At 41.1% G+C, this 17,122-nt stretch carries 13 protein-coding genes; 3 read left to right on the plus strand and 10 right to left on the minus strand.

Going from position 1 to position 17,122, the window contains the following annotated elements:
* The first annotated feature begins 13 nt into the window (after nucleotides 1-13).
* Complete coding sequence (locus INE92_RS20060) at nucleotides 14-2,155, plus strand: S46 family peptidase (RefSeq protein WP_055235637.1); 2,142 nt, start codon at nucleotides 14-16, stop codon at nucleotides 2,153-2,155.
* A gap of 98 nt (nucleotides 2,156-2,253) precedes the next feature.
* On the opposite strand, the gene INE92_RS20065 is transcribed toward INE92_RS20060, so the two are convergent.
* From INE92_RS20065 to INE92_RS20100, 8 genes are all read right to left on the minus strand, one after another.
* A complete protein-coding gene (locus tag INE92_RS20065) occupies nucleotides 2,254-4,179 on the minus strand; it encodes a DEAD/DEAH box helicase (RefSeq protein ID WP_008023826.1) in 1,926 nt (641 codons plus the stop codon).
* A gap of 114 nt (nucleotides 4,180-4,293) precedes the next feature.
* Nucleotides 4,294-5,361: a tyrosine-protein phosphatase gene (locus tag INE92_RS20070; RefSeq protein ID WP_015532055.1), complete on the minus strand. Its 1,068-nt coding sequence runs from the start codon at nucleotides 5,359-5,361 to the stop codon at nucleotides 4,294-4,296.
* A 162-nt stretch (nucleotides 5,362-5,523) separates the two neighbouring features.
* A complete protein-coding gene (locus INE92_RS20075) occupies nucleotides 5,524-6,993 on the minus strand; it encodes a glycoside hydrolase family 125 protein (protein WP_055235639.1) in 1,470 nt (489 codons plus the stop codon).
* 38 nt (nucleotides 6,994-7,031) lie between these two features.
* The gene (locus INE92_RS20080; RefSeq protein WP_015532057.1) at nucleotides 7,032-8,192 is read right to left on the minus strand and encodes a glycoside hydrolase family 76 protein; all 1,161 of its coding nucleotides are present in this window, start codon (nucleotides 8,190-8,192) and stop codon (nucleotides 7,032-7,034) included.
* 267 nt (nucleotides 8,193-8,459) lie between these two features.
* Entirely contained in the window at nucleotides 8,460-10,067 is a 1,608-nt protein-coding gene (locus tag INE92_RS20085; RefSeq protein ID WP_151926738.1) for a DUF6377 domain-containing protein, read from the minus strand.
* Between the two features lie 152 nt (nucleotides 10,068-10,219).
* Nucleotides 10,220-11,140 (minus strand): carbohydrate kinase family protein, encoded by a 921-nt coding sequence (locus INE92_RS20090; protein ID WP_015532059.1) that lies wholly within the window; start codon nucleotides 11,138-11,140, stop codon nucleotides 10,220-10,222.
* The gene (locus INE92_RS20095; RefSeq protein ID WP_004298060.1) at nucleotides 11,128-11,733 is read right to left on the minus strand and encodes an SIS domain-containing protein; all 606 of its coding nucleotides are present in this window, start codon (nucleotides 11,731-11,733) and stop codon (nucleotides 11,128-11,130) included. The genes INE92_RS20090 and INE92_RS20095 overlap by 13 nt, the downstream gene beginning before the upstream one ends.
* A 4-nt stretch (nucleotides 11,734-11,737) precedes the next feature.
* Nucleotides 11,738-12,271 (minus strand): LOG family protein, encoded by a 534-nt coding sequence (locus INE92_RS20100; protein ID WP_008023845.1) that lies wholly within the window; start codon nucleotides 12,269-12,271, stop codon nucleotides 11,738-11,740.
* 105 nt (nucleotides 12,272-12,376) lie between these two features.
* On the opposite strand from INE92_RS20100, the gene INE92_RS20105 reads away from it, so the two are divergent.
* Entirely contained in the window at nucleotides 12,377-13,597 is a 1,221-nt protein-coding gene (locus tag INE92_RS20105) for a M16 family metallopeptidase (protein WP_008641672.1), read from the plus strand.
* Nucleotides 13,598-13,655: 58 nt separating this feature from the next.
* Nucleotides 13,656-14,753 carry an SGNH/GDSL hydrolase family protein gene (locus INE92_RS20110; RefSeq protein ID WP_008641673.1) on the plus strand — a complete coding sequence of 366 codons (1,098 nt, stop codon included), beginning with the start codon at nucleotides 13,656-13,658 and terminating at the stop codon, nucleotides 14,751-14,753.
* 141 nt (nucleotides 14,754-14,894) lie between these two features.
* On the opposite strand, the gene INE92_RS20115 is transcribed toward INE92_RS20110, so the two are convergent.
* Nucleotides 14,895-15,797 (minus strand): glycerophosphodiester phosphodiesterase family protein, encoded by a 903-nt coding sequence (locus INE92_RS20115; RefSeq protein ID WP_008641676.1) that lies wholly within the window; start codon nucleotides 15,795-15,797, stop codon nucleotides 14,895-14,897.
* Between the two features lie 63 nt (nucleotides 15,798-15,860).
* Entirely contained in the window at nucleotides 15,861-17,120 is a 1,260-nt protein-coding gene (locus INE92_RS20120) for an IPT/TIG domain-containing protein (protein WP_008641678.1), read from the minus strand.
* Nucleotides 17,121-17,122 lie beyond the last annotated feature (2 nt).

Consider the following 17,122-nt stretch of genomic DNA (forward strand, 5'->3'; position numbering starts at 1 on the left):
TAAAAATAGTAATATGAAATTCAGACTAACCGTCTTGATAGTCTTTTCCCTCTGTCTGTCAAATGTATTTGCCGATGAGGGAATGTGGCTGCTGGGAAACCTACGCAAAAACAAACAGACAGACCGGGTAATGAAAGAACTTGGTTTGCAAATGCCTGTGAATAAAATATATAATCCGAAGAAACCCTCTCTTTCAGATGCTGTTGTCAGCTTTGGAGGTTTCTGTTCGGGAGTGGTGGTTTCCGAAGACGGTCTGGTGTTTACCAATCATCATTGTGGTTTCAGCAGTATCCAGCAACACTCTTCTGTAGAACATGATTATCTGAAAGATGGCTTTTTTGCACGTAGCCTTGACGAAGAGCTGCCGAATCCGGAGTTGTATGTCCGTTTTCTGCTTCGTACGGAAGACGTAACCAAACGGGTATTATCTGCTGCCCGCTATGCTAAAACGGAAACAGAACGCCGTGTAGCTGTCGATTCGATCATGAATGTAATCGGTATGGAAGTTTCCGAAAAAGATTCTACGCTGACCGGTATTGTCGATGCTTATTATGCAGGTAATGAATTCTGGCTTTCCGTTTATCGTGATTATAACGATGTTCGTTTAGTCTTTGCACCTCCTTCTTCTGTCGGGAAGTTCGGATGGGATACGGACAATTGGATGTGGCCGCGACATACGGGCGATTTCAGCGTATTTCGTATCTATGCAAACACCAAGAATGGTCCGGCTGATTATTCTCCTGACAACGTCCCTTATCACCCTGAATATGTGGCGCCTATCTCTTTGGATGGATACAAGGAAGGTTCTTTCTGCATGACGCTTGGTTATCCGGGAAGTACGGAACGTTATCTTTCTTCGTATGGTATCGAAGAGATGATGAATGGAATCAACCAGGCAATGATTGATGTGCGGGGAGTAAAACAAACGGTTTGGAAACGGGAGATGGATCGTCGTCCGGATATTCGTATCAAGTATGCTTCAAAATACGATGAAAGTTCCAATTATTGGAAGAATAGCATCGGAACAAACAAGGCCATCAAGCATCTGAAGGTATTGGAAAAGAAACGGGCGGCTGAAGCAGCACTTCGCGACTGGATTCAGTCTCATCCGGAAGAAAGAGAGAAACTGATTCGTTTATTCTCTTCTCTGGAGTTGAGTTATAGTAATCGTCGGGAAACAAATCGTGCGTTGGCTTATTTCGGTGAATCGTTTATCAATGGTCCCGAATTGGTGCAGCTTGCTCTTGAAATTCTCAATTTCGACTTTGAGGCCGAGGAGAAGCTGGTGATTACCCGCATGAAGAAGTTATTGGAGAAGTATGATAATCTTGATCTTTCCATTGATAAGGAGGTTTTTGCTGCCATGCTCAAAGAGTATCAGTTGAAAGTGGATAAGAAGTATCTGCCTGCTATGTATGAAAAGATAGATACACTCTATAACGGGAATATTCAGGCTTATGTAGACTCTTTGTATGCAACGTCCAATATAACGTCTCCTAAGGGCCTAAAACGTTTTCTGGAGCGGGATACTACGTATAATCTGATAGAGGACCCGGCTGTTTCCTTGAGTCTGGACCTGATCGTGAAGTATTATGAGATGAATCAGAGTATTTCCGAAGCTTCCGAGCAGATAGAGCAGGGGGAACGCTTGTTCAACGCTGCCATGCGCCGTATGTATGCCGATCGTAATTTCTATCCGGATGCCAATTCCACTATGCGGCTTAGTTTCGGAACGGTTGGGGGGTATACTCCTTTTGATGGGGCCACTTACGATTATTATACCACTGTGAAAGGCATCTTTGAGAAGGTGAAGGAACATGCAGGTGATATTGACTTTGCCGTCCAGCCCGAGTTGTTGAGTTTGCTTTCTTCCGGTGATTTCGGAAGATATGCCAATGCACAGGGAGACATGAATGTTTGCTTTATTTCTAATAATGATATTACAGGAGGTAATTCCGGTAGTGCCATGTTCAATGCCAAAGGAGAATTGCTTGGGCTGGCTTTCGATGGCAACTGGGAAGCAATGAGCAGTGACATCGTATTTGAACCTGACTTGCAGCGTTGCATCGGAGTAGATGTGCGGTATATGCTCTTTATTATGGAGAAATATGGTAAGGCGGGCAATCTTGTTCAGGAGTTGAAGATAGCTCGATGAAGTAAATGTTTCGATAAAAGATATATATTTACTAAATAGAAAGGCAACTAATCTGTGGTAGTTAGTTGCCTTTCTATTTTATTTAAATGAATTCCTTTTTACTTTTTGGGTTTTCTACGTGCCCATCCTTCCTCGCTGAAGTCAGGCTCTTTGTCTTTGAAAAATTCTTGCCAGTCATCTTTCTTTTTTGGACCACGGGCATCAGAATAACCTCGTTCTGCACGACTAGGTTTATCTTTTTTAGCTGATTTAGCACCTTTTGCAGAAGCATCTTTCGATTTTCTATCCTTATTCTCATAGCGTGGTGCACGTTCGTCACTTTTGCCGCCGAATCGTTTACCTCCCTTACGCTCATTAGAACTGCTTTCGCGTCCTTTTCCGCTTTCTTCACCGGCTATTTCAATAACGACCTTACGTCCGTTCCATTTAGCTTTGTTCAGCGCTTTAATTACATTGGTCGCTTCCTTTTCGGGTACTTCAAAGAAAGAATAGTTCTGCATCAGGTCAATGCGTCCCAATTCAATGCGCCCTCTTGTATTGCTGTTCAACAGTCCGATAAGATCACTTGGAAAGAAGCTGTCCGTTTTACCCAGATTGATAAATAAGCGGTTGAAGCCTGGAGCAGCTTTTCGGCTTCTTTTCTCGAAACCTCCTTCTTTACGATCACCACGTCCGGCGCGTTCTGCACGCATATCGGTTGGTTGCTCTATTTCAGGACGGTTGCGGTAATATTCTGCAAAACGGTTGAATTCGTGAGAAACCATTCGTTTAATCAAGTCCTCTTTGCTTAGCCATTCCAGTTTGCGATAGATTTCCGGCATAAAGTCGGCAATCTCTTCTTCGTTCACTTTTACTTTTTCGAGATCATCAATTACCTTAATCAGCTGTTTTTGACAGATACCTGCCGCTGTCGGCATTTCTCCGACAATAAATTTTTTGCTGATAATCCGTTCGATTTCTCTCATCTTTCCCTTTTCGCGGAGGTTGATGATGGCAATGGAAGTTCCGGTTTTTCCGGCACGCCCTGTACGTCCGCTACGATGTGTATAGCTTTCTGTGTCGTCAGGCAATCCGTAATTGATGACATGTGTCAGATCGTCTACGTCAAGTCCACGGGCAGCCACGTCAGTTGCAACGAGCAGTTGCAGATTACGGATGCGGAATTTCTGCATAACGGCATCCCGTTGTGCTTGGGAAAGTTCGCCATGTAAAGAATCGGCATTGTAACCTTCCTGCATCAATTTGTCTGCAATTTCTTGAGTCTCTTTACGGGTACGGCAGAAAATGATACCGTATATTTGTGGGTAGTAATCGACGATACGTTTTAAAGCTTCATATTTATCTTTAGCCTGTACGGTATAAACAACGTGTTTAACGTTGTTGGTACTTTCATTCTTACGGCCAATAGTTATTTCTTTCGCGTTACGTAAGTAGTTCTTGGAGATACGTGCGATTTCCGGGCTCATTGTTGCAGAAAACAGTAGAGTGTTACGTTCCTGCGGCACATCAGCCAGGATGGCATTGATACTCTCTGTGAATCCCATATTAAGCATTTCGTCCGCTTCATCCATTACAACGTTGTGGATGGTAGATAAAGATACGGTTTTGCGCTCCATCAAGTCCAGCAGACGTCCCGGTGTGGCAACGATGATATGTACACCTCGTTTCAGGCTGCGTATTTGGCTATCAATGGAAGAACCACCATATACAGGCAGCACTTTCAGTCCGTCAATGTATTTGGAATAGTCGTTTAGATCTCCTGCTATCTGGAGACAAAGCTCGCGGGTAGGGCAGAGGATAAGCGATTGTGGAATTCTGTTTTTTACGTCAATCTGTTGGAGCAAGGGCAAACCGAATGCGGCTGTTTTACCTGTTCCTGTCTGTGCAAGAGCTACTACATCATTATTTTCTCCTAAAAGGTACGGAATCACTTCCTCTTGTACCGGCATGGGATTCTCGTATCCCATTTCTTCAATTGCTCTACGTATCTCCGGAGAAACGCCAAGCTCTTCAAATGTCTTCATTAAATCTCTGTATATCTTTTATTTCGGCTGCAAAGATAGTTAATTTAGTTGATAATAAATGGTTGATAACGGATAATTATTGTAGACGTCATCGTATTTATCATTTATCAACAATCAATTATCTGTTAATAAAATGCTGCGCAACTGTTTTAAATCTTCCGTAGAAAGTCCGATTCCTTTTTTCAGATAGGTTTGTACACTCCCATATTCAGCTTCAATCTGTTCCTTTGCGGCATTCAGGAAATCTTCTTTGGCCGAATAGATGGTAGTGATTGCTTCTTGAGAGTTGATCGGCAATTTATAGGCGTATTTAGAGGCTTTGGGGATATTGAAATAGTCGTTACTCAAACGATAATCTTCCATTATCACATCTTCATTGACGCCTAGAGCGGCGAGTAGGAGTGCGGAAACAACTCCTGTACGTCCTTTTCCGGATGTGCAATGAATAACAACCGGATAATTGCTACGGTCGAGAAGAACGGTGAACAGCTCTTTGAATTCCTTTTGGTAGTTTGTAACCAGTTCCCGGTTCATTCGTTCTACGAGGCGGTAGATGGTATCAGTTTTTATTTTTTCTTCCCGAATACCTTGCAGAATTTTTTCCATGTTCCCTGTGAGGATGGGGATATGTACGATTTTAAACTTGTCATCATGTAGTTGCGGATAGTTGTGGCGTTCACTTTCAGGACGTAAGTCTATGATTGTTCGTATTCCCATATTCTTAAGCTCTTGGCGGGAACAAGGAGGGATACTGTCTATTTGTGCGGAACGGTATATCATTCCCCAACGAAGAGATTTTCCGGTGTTGGCAGATTCGTATCCTCCTAAGTCGCGGAAGTTCTGTATACCGGGGATATTGATGTTGCGGGTAGCTACTTTGATATGGTATTTGTTGTTAAACACCATCAAGTAGTAATAACGTTGGGACGGATCGTTGGTTACGATTGTCATTTTACCACTGGAGATGCTAGCCATTGCAATGGGAGAATCTTCCGGAATAATTTCCGGAGAAGTAGAGGTGTATACTTTTACCTGTCCTTTTAATATCGGTGTTGTTTCCCATTTGATAATACAGTTTCCTATATTATTTTCCTCACACACCACAGATATAGCAGGTGATGTGCCGGAGCACGACGGGAGCACTAATAAAACAGTAAGCCAGCTTAACAGGTTTTTATACATAGTTTCTTTGTCTTGAATCGTATACTGCAAAGATAAGAATTACCCGAAGATGTGATAATTCCTTTGCGATAATTAGCCAAAGTTAATAGTAATTTACGTGTTAAAAAAGGGCGCATCTTCCGGTGGAAGAGCGCCCTGAATGAGAAGTTGCTTGAATCAGCTTTATTGGATACTGTTTAATAAATCCGTTTTTCCTTCATTGATTAACTTTAGAATAAGTTCGCCAAATAAGGTATTTTGCCATGCAAACCAAGCACGGGTGAAGTTATTGGGGTCATCTTTGTGGAAAGATTCATGCATAAAGCCTGTCCCTGCATCCGTATTGAGCAGCATCTTTACACAATCTTTGATCTCCTGATCGTCCTGACTGGTAAATGCTTTCATCATGATGCTCATCGGCCATACCATATCATAACCGATGTGAGGCCCGCCAATACCTTCTCCTGCCTTTCCTTTGAAGAAATAGGGGTTATCCTTGCTCCATACAAAACGGCGTGTATTTTGATAGATAGGATCGTTGATTTCTACATCACCAAGATAAGGCATTGCCAGCAGACTTGGTACATTAGCATCATCCATTAAGAAATGATTTCCGAAGCCATCTACCTCAAAGGCATAAATTGTACCATATTTAGGGTGATTATAAGTCGCATATTTTTTTAGTGCAGCTTCTACTTCTTTTGCCAGATCTGTGCATTGTTTTGCCAGTTCTGCATTTTGATTTACAGCATTTAGAATTTCGGCAGCTTTCTTTAGCGAAGAAACAGCGAAGAAGTTAGACGGCACGAGAAATTGCAGGGTTGTAGCATCGTCAGATGGGCGGAAAGCTGAAACAATAAGTCCGACAGGATTTACCGGAGCACCTAGGCCATTATTGTTTAATGTATCGAGTGCACGTTCTGTTTTGCGTTGAAATTTATAAGGTCCCACTCCTTCTTTGCGTTGTTGCTCCTTAAAAGTAGTCAGGATATTGGTGATGGCTTGTATCCATTCACTATCAAAAATACTGGCATCACCGGTTTCCTTCCAATATTGGTAGGCCAGACGTAGTGGATAACATAGAGAATCTATTTCCCATTTTCTTTCATGTAATTCAGGTTTCATGTCGGTCAGGTCGGACATCCATTCCCCTCCGACAGCTCCGTCATTAAAAGCATTAGCGTATGGATCAATATTGATACATTTAAATTGTCTGCGGATCACTCCTTCAAGCATTTTCTTTAATTCCGGGTCTTTATTGGCCAGTTGTACATAAGGCCAAACCTGTGCTCCCGAGTCACGTAGCCACATGGCATGAATATCGCCTGTATAAACAAAAGTATCAGGCTTGCCGTCTGTTGTGCGATAATGAACCGTTGTTTCAAGGGTATTGGGAAAACAATTCTCGAACATCCACGCCAATTTTTGGTTAGTAAGCAACTTTTTTACTCTGATAATTTCTGCTTCCACAGCTTTTGATGTAAAAAGACGCTTGTTTACAGGTGGACGGTTACTTTTATAAGCGGCCACTTCAGCTGCCTGATTGACTACATTGGTATGATCTTTAGCAAGAATAAGTTCAGTAGCATTCGCATGACTTCCCATTAATAGGGTGGTTGTAATAATGCATATTCCGATGTTTCTTTTCTTCATCTTTACAGTGTTTTTGAGAGGATTATTAAAAGTGGTTATTATAAGTTGATTCCGGCTAATCTGCCGTACATTTCTACAAAAGCTGCTTGTGTCAAAAGCCATTTTTTCTCATTTTTATCTGTTCCGCTCCAATCTGTTTGGAAGAGTCCCCGTTTATCCCTGGCATATTGCCATGCATAATCAAGGCTTTTTTGGAAGTCGGCTAGATAGGTCTTATTGTGATCTGTGTGATAAAGCTCTATAAATCCTCTTAGCATGACTGCTGTGAACCAGATATTTCCTTTTTTCAGTAATTGAAATGTTTGTCCGTTCGGCGAGGTGAAATGAGTGAAAAAGTGCTTGTGACATGCTTCGGCTATATTTTGAGCATCTTCCAGATAGTTTTTCTGTTTTGTTATTTGGTAGAGTAGGGCGGCTGCTTGCATCATTTGGCCGCTATTATAGGCAAATTTGGCACGCCCGATTTTCTTATTGAGTGCAATGTTGTCAAAGTATAAATGATCTGTTGGATCTTCTAAATTCTTTTTAGTCCATTCGTATAACTCTTTCCCTTGTTTCAAATAGGTGCTGTCTTGAGTTGCCTGAAATAGCTTGAGAGCAAAAACGGCTCCCGGTGCATTTGAACAAGTGTTTTTGGACTCTTTTTTCTGCTCACACCAGTAGATTCCTCCTCCGAGCACTTCGTCTTTACCGCTAAGAATGAACTCCCATATCAGTTCGGCTTTTTCCAGATAGGCTTGTTTTTTAGTCATACGATAAGAATCGGTAAAATCAATGCCTAACCAAACGTTGTCATCATAAAAGCGATCAGAGAGAGGTTGATTACTGATATAGGATGAGTAAGCGAATGGTTCTCTTCGTGTGTCGAAGTATTCTTCCAATCCGGGTAGTACTTTATTTTCCAGAAGTTTCTTGTATTTTTTGTTTCCAGTGCTCTCCAACAGTGCGTTTACTGCAGAGAATGTACCCGAGTACGGCCAAAGATAAGAATATTCATTATGTCTTTTTGCTTGTTCTTCTGACGCCAGATAAGTTGCTTTGTTGTTCTGGTCAGAAGGATAATTTTCGCGCAGCAAACAAGTATTAGGTGCTGCATAGTTTTTGTAAAGGGCGTCCAAAGTTTGTTGGGCTCTTTCTGCGTTAGGACTTGTGTTCGCAATGGCGAAAGCACAAATAACATTGAGCAATAGGCTATTCATAGTTTCCTTTCATTAATTGATATTTATAAAATAGTCCAATTTTGTTTTTCAATTTATTGGGGGATTAATCATTGGAGATCAAGTCCCAGGTATCACTGCTACTGTGACTCTACAAAAATACCTTATTCCGACTACTTATAAAATGGGTAGTAAGCGAATTGTAAATGCTTGTAGGATGTACTTGTTTGATAATTAGGTGTATACGTATTGATGGATATTACATAAATGTAAATGCTATTGGTGGCTGATAGACTATTATTCTTGAATTTATTGCCCGATTCGAGCCACTTTTTCTTCAAATTCATTCCGATCTCCATTTGCTTTGATTCGCATTTTTGAACGGTAATTATAGATAGTCGACAATGAATATTGCAGGAAGTGGGCTATTTTTACGCTATCTGTAATTCCCAGGCGGATTAGTGCGAAGATACGTAATTCAGGCGTTAAAAGTTTACCCGGACCTGGAATAATTACATTTTCTGGTAAGAGCAATGCATTAAAATCCTCAACGAAATTAGGAAAAAGATTTAGAATTGCTTTATCAAAGTTATTATAAAATTCAGCCAGATCTTCTTCTGTGTTGAGTGAAGAGTGAAGGAATGACGTCACTTTTTTAATATCTTCGCTTTTGGCTATTTTAAGCGCCCTCTTTTTTAAATTGGCTATTTTGTTAATATAACTGGTATGTTGTTCCATATATAGTCCTACATATTCTTCTTTGATTTTATTATTATCTGCTAATATTGAGTTCATTTGTTGTATCTCGTAAAGATGATAGGATAAACTTTCATTGGCTTGCTCCACTTTTCTTTTTTGTTTTTTTAGTTGTATGAACAAAGCACACAATAAGATACAGACAAAACACAATGCTACAAGCAATATGGTTATGGTGATAAATTTATTTTTTTCCTTTTCCTGAAATGCCTTATCTATAAAAAGGTACATGTCTGAAGCTTCAATAGTATTGATTCTCGCATTACATAAGATAGCATCCTCCATTGCATTTTTCATATATTTATATGCCCGGTCTATGTCTCCGCTTTCAAAGATCAATTTGGCGAGAATTTTTAGAGAGAAATTCTCTCTGGCTCCATTTAATACGTCGGAGATAGCGGATATCGCGAAATATTTAATCATATTTTCAGAGTCATTTTTGCCTTGATAGGCAGAAGCTAAAGAATATGCAATTATTCCGGCATCTCGTGAATAAGGTGCATAACTTTTGTAAACGCTGTCTAATATGTGAATAGCATTATCGTATTTTTTATGGAAGAGAAGAGTCGGTGCTGACATGAATGCTCGTACGTTTGAGGGGACTTCCTTGCATTGAAGAAGTGAATCGCGATAAATTTGTGCAATCAGATCGTTCTCTTGTGCATCATTCTCATTTGAGGCAAAAGTTTTCTGATGATTATAAATTGTGACTTGTCCGAGAAAATATTCAGCTTTCAGCCGCGGAGATAATTGCTCTTGTTGTGTTGAGTTGACAATCGCTAAGGCTTCTTTGAAAAAGCCCATAGAAGATAGTATTCTTGAATAATCTAATTTCGCCTCAATTAGTAGTTCTTTGTCATTACTTTTTTGAGCAAGGTTATTCATATGGATGGCATAAACTAAAGCCGAATCTTTCTGAAAAGATGAATATTCAAAACAAAGGGACTGGGCAATTCCTATTTTTTCTTGAATATTGTCGGATTGCCTTAATGCTATTTTTAAACTGTCTATCTGCCTCTGTTTTTGTTTAGTATAGACAGATTTGTTTTGTAGAGATTTATCTAATGTTTTTAATAATGATTCGATCTCATTATTTGCTTTTGTTGGCAAACTGGTAAGAATAAGGATTATTATTAATAGAGGCAGAATAAATCTTTTCATGTGTATTAAGTAAGATTGCGTATTAATTGTGGTGTTTGCAAAGATAAGAAAATCCATATTAAGTTAAGGCTTACTGATTAGCTTAATATGGATTATATAATATAAAGTCTTTGTAGGATAGGCTGCTGGCTTATAAATCTTAATCTGTAGTTTTACCTGTATTTCTTTGCAAACTCCACGGATACCGAATTACTAAAACTTCCGCAAACCTCCGCTGCGAAGTCTTTTCCGCATTGGATTATTTTATCCCATATTTCTTCATTCAAGTTATTTAGATCGCGGTATCGAACATCATATTTGAGTAATCCATAAATGAGTCCTGCATTAAAATTGTCGCCGGCTCCGATGGTGCTGACTGCCTGTAACGGTGCTACCGGATAATCTTTGTTGACCAGATTGGTGCGCAATGCTACCTTTTGCCCGCCTGCAGTACAGATGAATTGTGGGCAATAGAACTTGATTTTATCCTTGTATATCTTGTCTATATCCTGCATGTTGTACATATAGAGGAAATCCTCTAATGAACCGCGTACAATATCTGCATATTCAAGATTTTCAATAATGGTTGGAGCCAGTTTCATGGCTTCATTCTTATGAGAAGAGCGGAAATTCGGGTCGTAATAGATGATGGCTTTCTTTTCCCGTGCCTGATCGAGTAATTCGAGAACCTTTTCCCGCAGTACCGGATTCAATGCATAATACGAACTCACCATCACAATGTCATCTTCCTCTAATTTAGGGAATGGGACGTCCAAGCGTTGTTTGGGATAATCCTTGTAAAATATATATTCAGCATCGCTTTGCTCGTTGAGAAAAGCGAGTGATACGGGTGATTTACCGTCCGGGAATACGTTGACATGATCCGTGGGGATATTATTCTCACGCATAAACTGTAGGATAATATTGCCTACACGGTCATTCCCGGTTTCACTGATGAAGCCGACGTTTATTCCCATTCGTCCCAATGAGACGATGCCGTTGAATACAGAGCCTCCCGGTACAGCTGCGGAAGGCTGGTCACCTCGAAAGATGATATCGAGGATTGTCTCTCCGATACCGATTACTTTTCGCATAGTGATCTTGATTTTTCTCCCAGATAACCACCATGATGGCGTTTTGAATATTCGGCGATCGTAAATCCGGTTTCTTTCATGGTTTGTACCACCAATATATCTCCGATCACTGTCATGGCAGTGGTAGAGGTAGTAGGAGTCATGCCTAACACACAGACTTCAGCCGGCTTACCGGTACTAAGACAAACATCCGACTCTTTTGCCAACGGACTGTCCGGGTTGCCGGTAATAACAATAAACTTCAAATCCGGATCCAGATTATGAGCCAGACGGGTTAATTCCACAATCTCCCGTGTCTTGCCCGAGTTGGAGATCAACAGGAGTAAATCATTCTTTTGTAAAATACCCAAATCCCCGTGTTGTGCTTCGCTGGGGTGCAGAAAGACAGATGGAATACCGGTGGAACAAAAAGTTGTAGCAATGTTCATGGCAATCTGTCCGGCTTTTCCCATACCGGAAGTTACCAGTTTTCCCTTTTTCTGATGTATTTGTTCTACAATCAGTTTCACTGCTTTTTCATAAGCGTCTGTTACAGGGATGTTGAGCACAGCTTGTGCTTCCTGTTGCAAAAGTTGTTTGATGGAGTCTATCATATAATCAGTTTATTTTTTCTTTTAATTCGTTCAATGTGTTTGCTACTTCGTAGTAGGTTGAGAATGGTTGCCGTGCAAAACCTTTATCCTCCAAGGTGTGGAGTGCTTTCAATAGTTCGTCATAGAAACCATATTCATTGTAGAAGATGACCTTTTTCCGGTGATAACCGATAGAGGCAGCAGCTATTACATGGAAAATCTCATCGAGTGTACCGACGCCTCCGGGTAGTGCGACTAACACCTCCGACTTCTCCGTTATGATGTCTTTGCGGTCACTCAAATTGCGGGTATGAATTTCTTCGTCTAACAGAATGCTTACTTTGCCGTTCTCCTCCAGTTTGGCGGGAACAACTCCGATGACCTTGCCTCCGTTTTCTTTCACGGCGCGGGCTACACATTCCATCAGTCCGAGGCTGGCCCCTCCATATATCAAGGTTTTGCCTTTCTGCCCCATCCATTCTCCTATTTGGCGGGCACTTTCGAAGTACATTTTGTCAATGTTTTCGGAGGCGGAACAGAATATTCCTATCTTTTCCATATACGTTGTTGCTGTTATAGTCCACAAATATCTGCAATTTTCTATAAACAGCAATAAGTTTTATTGTATTTTTGTGGCATTAATTCAATAAGGAAGTATAAAACAATGCAAGGTAACGAATATACATTGCCAAATGGCTTACGTATTATCCATGAACCGACCCTCTCAAAAGTAGCTTATTGTGGTTTTGCGATCGATGCCGGAACGCGCGATGAGGCAGAGAATGAGCAGGGAATGGCCCATTTTGTAGAACACCTGATTTTTAAAGGAACGGAGAAGCGTAAAGCCTGGCATATCCTCAACCGGATGGAGAATGTGGGGGGCGACCTGAATGCTTACACTAATAAGGAAGAAACGGTGGTCTATGCCGCTTTCCTGAAAGAACATCTGGAACGGGCGCTTGAACTGTTGGGGGATATTGTATTTCATTCAACCTTTCCGCAGCATGAGATAGAAAAAGAAACGGAGGTCATTATTGATGAAATCCAGTCGTATGAGGATACTCCGTCGGAACTGATCTTCGATGATTTTGAAGATATGATCTTCCGCAATCATCCATTGGGAAGAAACATTCTTGGTAAACCGGAACTTCTGCGGAGTTTTCGCACGGAGGATGTTCTATCGTTTACCCGCCGGTTTTACCAACCGGGAAATATGGTGTTTTTTGTTCAGGGACAATATGATTTCAGAAGAATCATCCGCCTGGTAGAGAAATACCTCCTGGATATTCCTGATGTAAGAGTAGAGAATCGTCGTACACCTCCGCCTCTTTATGTGCCGGAACATTTGACGGTTCCCAGAGACACACATCAGGCACATGTAATGATTGGTAGCCGTGGCTATAATGCGTATGACGACAAACGTACGGCTCTCTATTTATTGAACAATGTCCTCGGAGGTCCCGGGATGAATAGCAAACTCAATGTGTCCCTTCGTGAGCGTAGAGGGCTGGTTTATAACGTCGAATCCAATCTGACCTCTTACACGGATACAGGGGCTTTCTGTATTTATTTCGGGACGGATGTAGATGATATGGACACCTGTTTGAAACTGACCTATAAGGAACTGAAGCGGATGCGTGATGTAAAAATGACTTCCTCCCAATTGGCAGCAGCGAAAAAGCAGTTGATCGGACAAATCGGAGTGGCATCTGATAACTTTGAGAATAATGCACTGGGAATGGCGAAAACATACCTTCATTATCATAAATATGAATCATCCGAGCTTGTTTTTAAGCGTATTGAAGAGTTAACAGCAGAGCAACTACTGGAGGTTGCCAATGAAATGTTTGCAGAAGAGTATTTATCAACGCTGATTTATAAGTAGCTTTTTGATACTGCTACGATATACTGACAATTAATAAACTGTTAATATTAAACTAACCATGAGAAACTTAACACGAAATGTTTGGATTTGCCTGGGGCTGATAATGTTTCCCCTTACAACATTCGGACAGCAGAAGAGCAATTTTACCTATGTGCCGGCCCAGGAGCTTTTATTGGTAGGAAAAGCGACTACCGAAGGTGAATATTTCCATCGGGTAGATACAGCAAAGTATTGTACGATGCCTCCTGCAGTAAAGAAGCTATTCACCAACTCTGCGGGTTTGGCTATTTCCTTCACAACGAACAGCCCGGTGATAAAAGCTAAATGGACTGTTCCTGACAATTACCAATTGCCAAACTTGACCAGACTAGCCCAGAAAGGCTTGGATTTGTATATCAAACGGGATGGGAAATGGCAATTTGCCGGAGTAGGGATGCCGGGTGGCGTGACTACAGAAAGAGTGATTGTCGATAATATGGGAACCGAAGAGAAAGAATGTTTGTTATATCTGCCCTTATACGATGAGTTGAAGAGTCTGGAGATAGGCGTTTCTTCTGATGCTCACATACATAAAGGAGAAAATCCGTTCAAAGAGAAAATAGTAGTCTACGGATCCAGTATTTTGCAGGGAGCTTCTGCCAGCCGTCCGGGCATGGCCTATCCGGCCCGCTTATCCCGTAGCAGTGGATATAATTTCATTAATTTGGGATTGAGTGGTAATGGAAAAATGGAGAAAGAAGTTGCCGGGATGTTAGCGAATATTGATGCAGACGCTTTTATCTTGGATTGTATTCCCAATCCTTCTCCAAAAGAGATTACCGAACGGGCTGTAGGCTTTGTAATGACCTTGCGGGAGAAACATCCGGATACACCTATTATTATCATACAGACATTGATACGCGAAACGGGAAACTTTAATCAGAAAGCCCGTGAGAATGTAAAGCAACAGAATGAGGCTATCGCCGAGCAAGTAGAAGTACTGCGTAAAAAAGGCGTAAAGAACCTGTATTTCATTAAAGAAGACCGTTTCTTGGGAACAGATCACGAGGGAACCATCGACGGAACTCATCCGAACGATTTGGGATTCGACCGGATGCTAAAGAAGTATAAACCTGCTATCAGCAAGATTCTGAAAATTAAGTTTAGAGACGAATAACGGAAAGAAATAAGAAGAAATAAAGGTCAATTCATGGGGGTGAACTGACCTTTTTTCTTTTGCAAATGTGTTAAGTTGTTCCTGAAAACAAGAAGCCCACTACTTCTTTAATAAGATGTTTCGAATGACTTATAGAGAAGATCATTCCAAATCTCTCAATCCTTTTTCCTCCAAATAATGAATAAGTTCTTGTGGACGGTCTGTTTGTATCATTGTTGCTTTATGCTTTAACATCCAACCCCAATGTTTATCTTTACTTTCCAATAGAGCATTCTCATCATCATGTCCGCCACATAGACTATCCCATAAAGTATTCATCCATACCCGACTACCTGATTTAGCGATTTCATCTATTATTTTTAGATTCGGATTTGCATCATCTTTGAAGCATAGTTCGTAAGCAATTGGGGTAAAGTTTTTGATAAAAGTTTGTATAGTGGCAACTGCTTCTTTATCCCATAAATTAACGATAGGCATATAAAGCATGCTTTCATTGGAGCCATACTCTTTTTTCACTTTCTCTACAGGATAGTATCCTTTGATGATGACCTGTTTCTCCATTCCACATTCCTGGATGATAGGCATAATTTCTTTTATGTAAGTACCTCCTTTGTCTATATTGACAAGAATACGGCCTTTACAGACATTTAATGCTTCTTTCAGTGTGGGGATTGGTTGGCGGGTTTTGATTCCGTTGCCGCTGCGTAGGACGAACTTTTTCAGTTCCTCGGTCGTATAATCTTTTATCGGTCCCTTTCCCGTAGAAGTACGGTCGAGAGTTTCGTCGTGCATACAAATAAAGTTGCCATCTTTAGTCGGTTGTATGTCAAGTTCTATCATATCAACTTTCATTGCAATTGCTTTTTCGATACTTTGCAGGGAGTTTTCCGGCGCATTGCGCCAGTCTCCTCTATGAGCGATAACAAAGATATACTTCGATTCATTATCATGTAGATTTTTCAAAAGTTTATCAGTCCTTGTTTGTGCGCTGATGGAAAATGCGGTTAGCAGAATAGGTAGTAAGAAAAAAAGTTTTTTCGTCATAACTTAATAGAATTCATTAATGATGATAAAAGTCACCCGGGGCATCGCCCCGGGTGCTCGCTATTATTTGACAGTAATGCGGCGAATCAGGTAATTGACGGCGCCTGCCACATACATTGTTTTGCAGTCCTCCGTAATTATGATTTCATACGGTTGGTTGAAGGTAGCCTTCAGTCCTTTTCCGTCGGAGAAACCTGCTTTCCCAGAACCAGCGATGGTTTCTAGCGTTCCTTTCGAGTAGTCTCCATTTGCGTCAGGAGTTAGTTTGCGGATGCAGTTGTACGTGTTATCCGAAAGATACAGGCATCCATCTGAACCGGCAGCTACCCCGAAAGTAGCACCCACTTTTGCACTAAGCGGATTACCGGGTTCTCCGTCATAATACTCTTGTCCTTTTACTCCGTCTCCTGCAATTGTCTTTTGCGTGCCATCCGGACTGATTTGAATCAACACATACCCATTAGAAGTACCAACAATCATATTCTTGTTTTTGTCGAACACAATATAGTTGGGAGATACGTTAAGAGTGGCGAAAGTTGTTTTTGTACCTGAAGGTGTGAATTTATAAATCGCCTTATTGTCGCGTGCCGATACATATATGTTATCTTCATCATCGAATGTAACATTCATTGGACTCTTCATTTCGGATGCTAAGGTTGAAACAGACATACTGCCGGTTTCTATTTTCCGTAACATTCCTTTTCCTTTGTCGATGAAATAATAGTTTCCTTTCGAATCGAATCCACCTTGCCAGATAGCACTGCTACCGTCTACTGCCACATCGAGGAGTGAAGTGACCAGGAAGTCCGGAGAGATACGTCGTATATAGTTGTATCCTCGTTCTGTAAACCATAAACTGCCATCCGGAGCAAAAGCGATACCAGTGGGAAGCTTGGTTGTGGCTTCCGTACCGACTCCGTCTGTCATTTCGAATACTCCCTTCTGTCCAACGATTGTTTGAACGATATATTCCTGATCGGGTGTTTTCAGATAATTGAGCTCGAGGCCTGTCAATTCACCCGAGGGGGATTTGACGCGGATGGAATATTTTCCCGGAGCCATTTCAGGTAATATTATTTTCAGTTCGTCCTTGAATGCTTCTATAACGGTTGCTTGTTGGTCGTTGATGAAAACAGCATTTTCTTCCGGCACCGTGCTGAAATTACGTCCCAGTATTGTAGCTATTTCACCGGAATAAACATTGGTGGGTTTCACGAGGACCAGCCTAAGCTCTGTCACTGACGCTTTGTAGTCATTATCATTGCAGGCTACAAACAATGATAAGAGTGGGCAGGCGAGCAGTAGTATGTATATCTTTCTCATAG

This window comes from Bacteroides xylanisolvens, assembly GCF_018289135.1.
Classification (GTDB): Bacteria; Bacteroidota; Bacteroidia; order Bacteroidales; family Bacteroidaceae; genus Bacteroides; species Bacteroides xylanisolvens.

What these genes read in the sequence shown, in the direction of transcription:
- INE92_RS20115 (WP_008641676.1), bottom strand. Translation starts at nt 15,797, where the DNA reads ATGACGAAAAAACTTTTTTTCTTACTACCTATTCTGCTAACCGCATTT.
- INE92_RS20085 (WP_151926738.1), bottom strand. Translation starts at nt 10,067, where the DNA reads ATGAAAAGATTTATTCTGCCTCTATTAATAATAATCCTTATTCTTACC.
- INE92_RS20120 (WP_008641678.1), bottom strand. Translation starts at nt 17,120, where the DNA reads ATGAGAAAGATATACATACTACTGCTCGCCTGCCCACTCTTATCATTG.
- INE92_RS20060 (WP_055235637.1), top strand. Translation starts at nt 14, where the DNA reads ATGAAATTCAGACTAACCGTCTTGATAGTCTTTTCCCTCTGTCTGTCA.
- INE92_RS20090 (WP_015532059.1), bottom strand. Translation starts at nt 11,140, where the DNA reads ATGCGAAAAGTAATCGGTATCGGAGAGACAATCCTCGATATCATCTTT.
- INE92_RS20105 (WP_008641672.1), top strand. Translation starts at nt 12,377, where the DNA reads ATGCAAGGTAACGAATATACATTGCCAAATGGCTTACGTATTATCCAT.
- INE92_RS20110 (WP_008641673.1), top strand. Translation starts at nt 13,656, where the DNA reads ATGAGAAACTTAACACGAAATGTTTGGATTTGCCTGGGGCTGATAATG.
- INE92_RS20075 (WP_055235639.1), bottom strand. Translation starts at nt 6,993, where the DNA reads ATGAAGAAAAGAAACATCGGAATATGCATTATTACAACCACCCTATTA.
- INE92_RS20100 (WP_008023845.1), bottom strand. Translation starts at nt 12,271, where the DNA reads ATGGAAAAGATAGGAATATTCTGTTCCGCCTCCGAAAACATTGACAAA.
- INE92_RS20070 (WP_015532055.1), bottom strand. Translation starts at nt 5,361, where the DNA reads ATGTATAAAAACCTGTTAAGCTGGCTTACTGTTTTATTAGTGCTCCCG.
- INE92_RS20080 (WP_015532057.1), bottom strand. Translation starts at nt 8,192, where the DNA reads ATGAATAGCCTATTGCTCAATGTTATTTGTGCTTTCGCCATTGCGAAC.
- INE92_RS20065 (WP_008023826.1), bottom strand. Translation starts at nt 4,179, where the DNA reads ATGAAGACATTTGAAGAGCTTGGCGTTTCTCCGGAGATACGTAGAGCA.
- INE92_RS20095 (WP_004298060.1), bottom strand. Translation starts at nt 11,733, where the DNA reads ATGATAGACTCCATCAAACAACTTTTGCAACAGGAAGCACAAGCTGTG.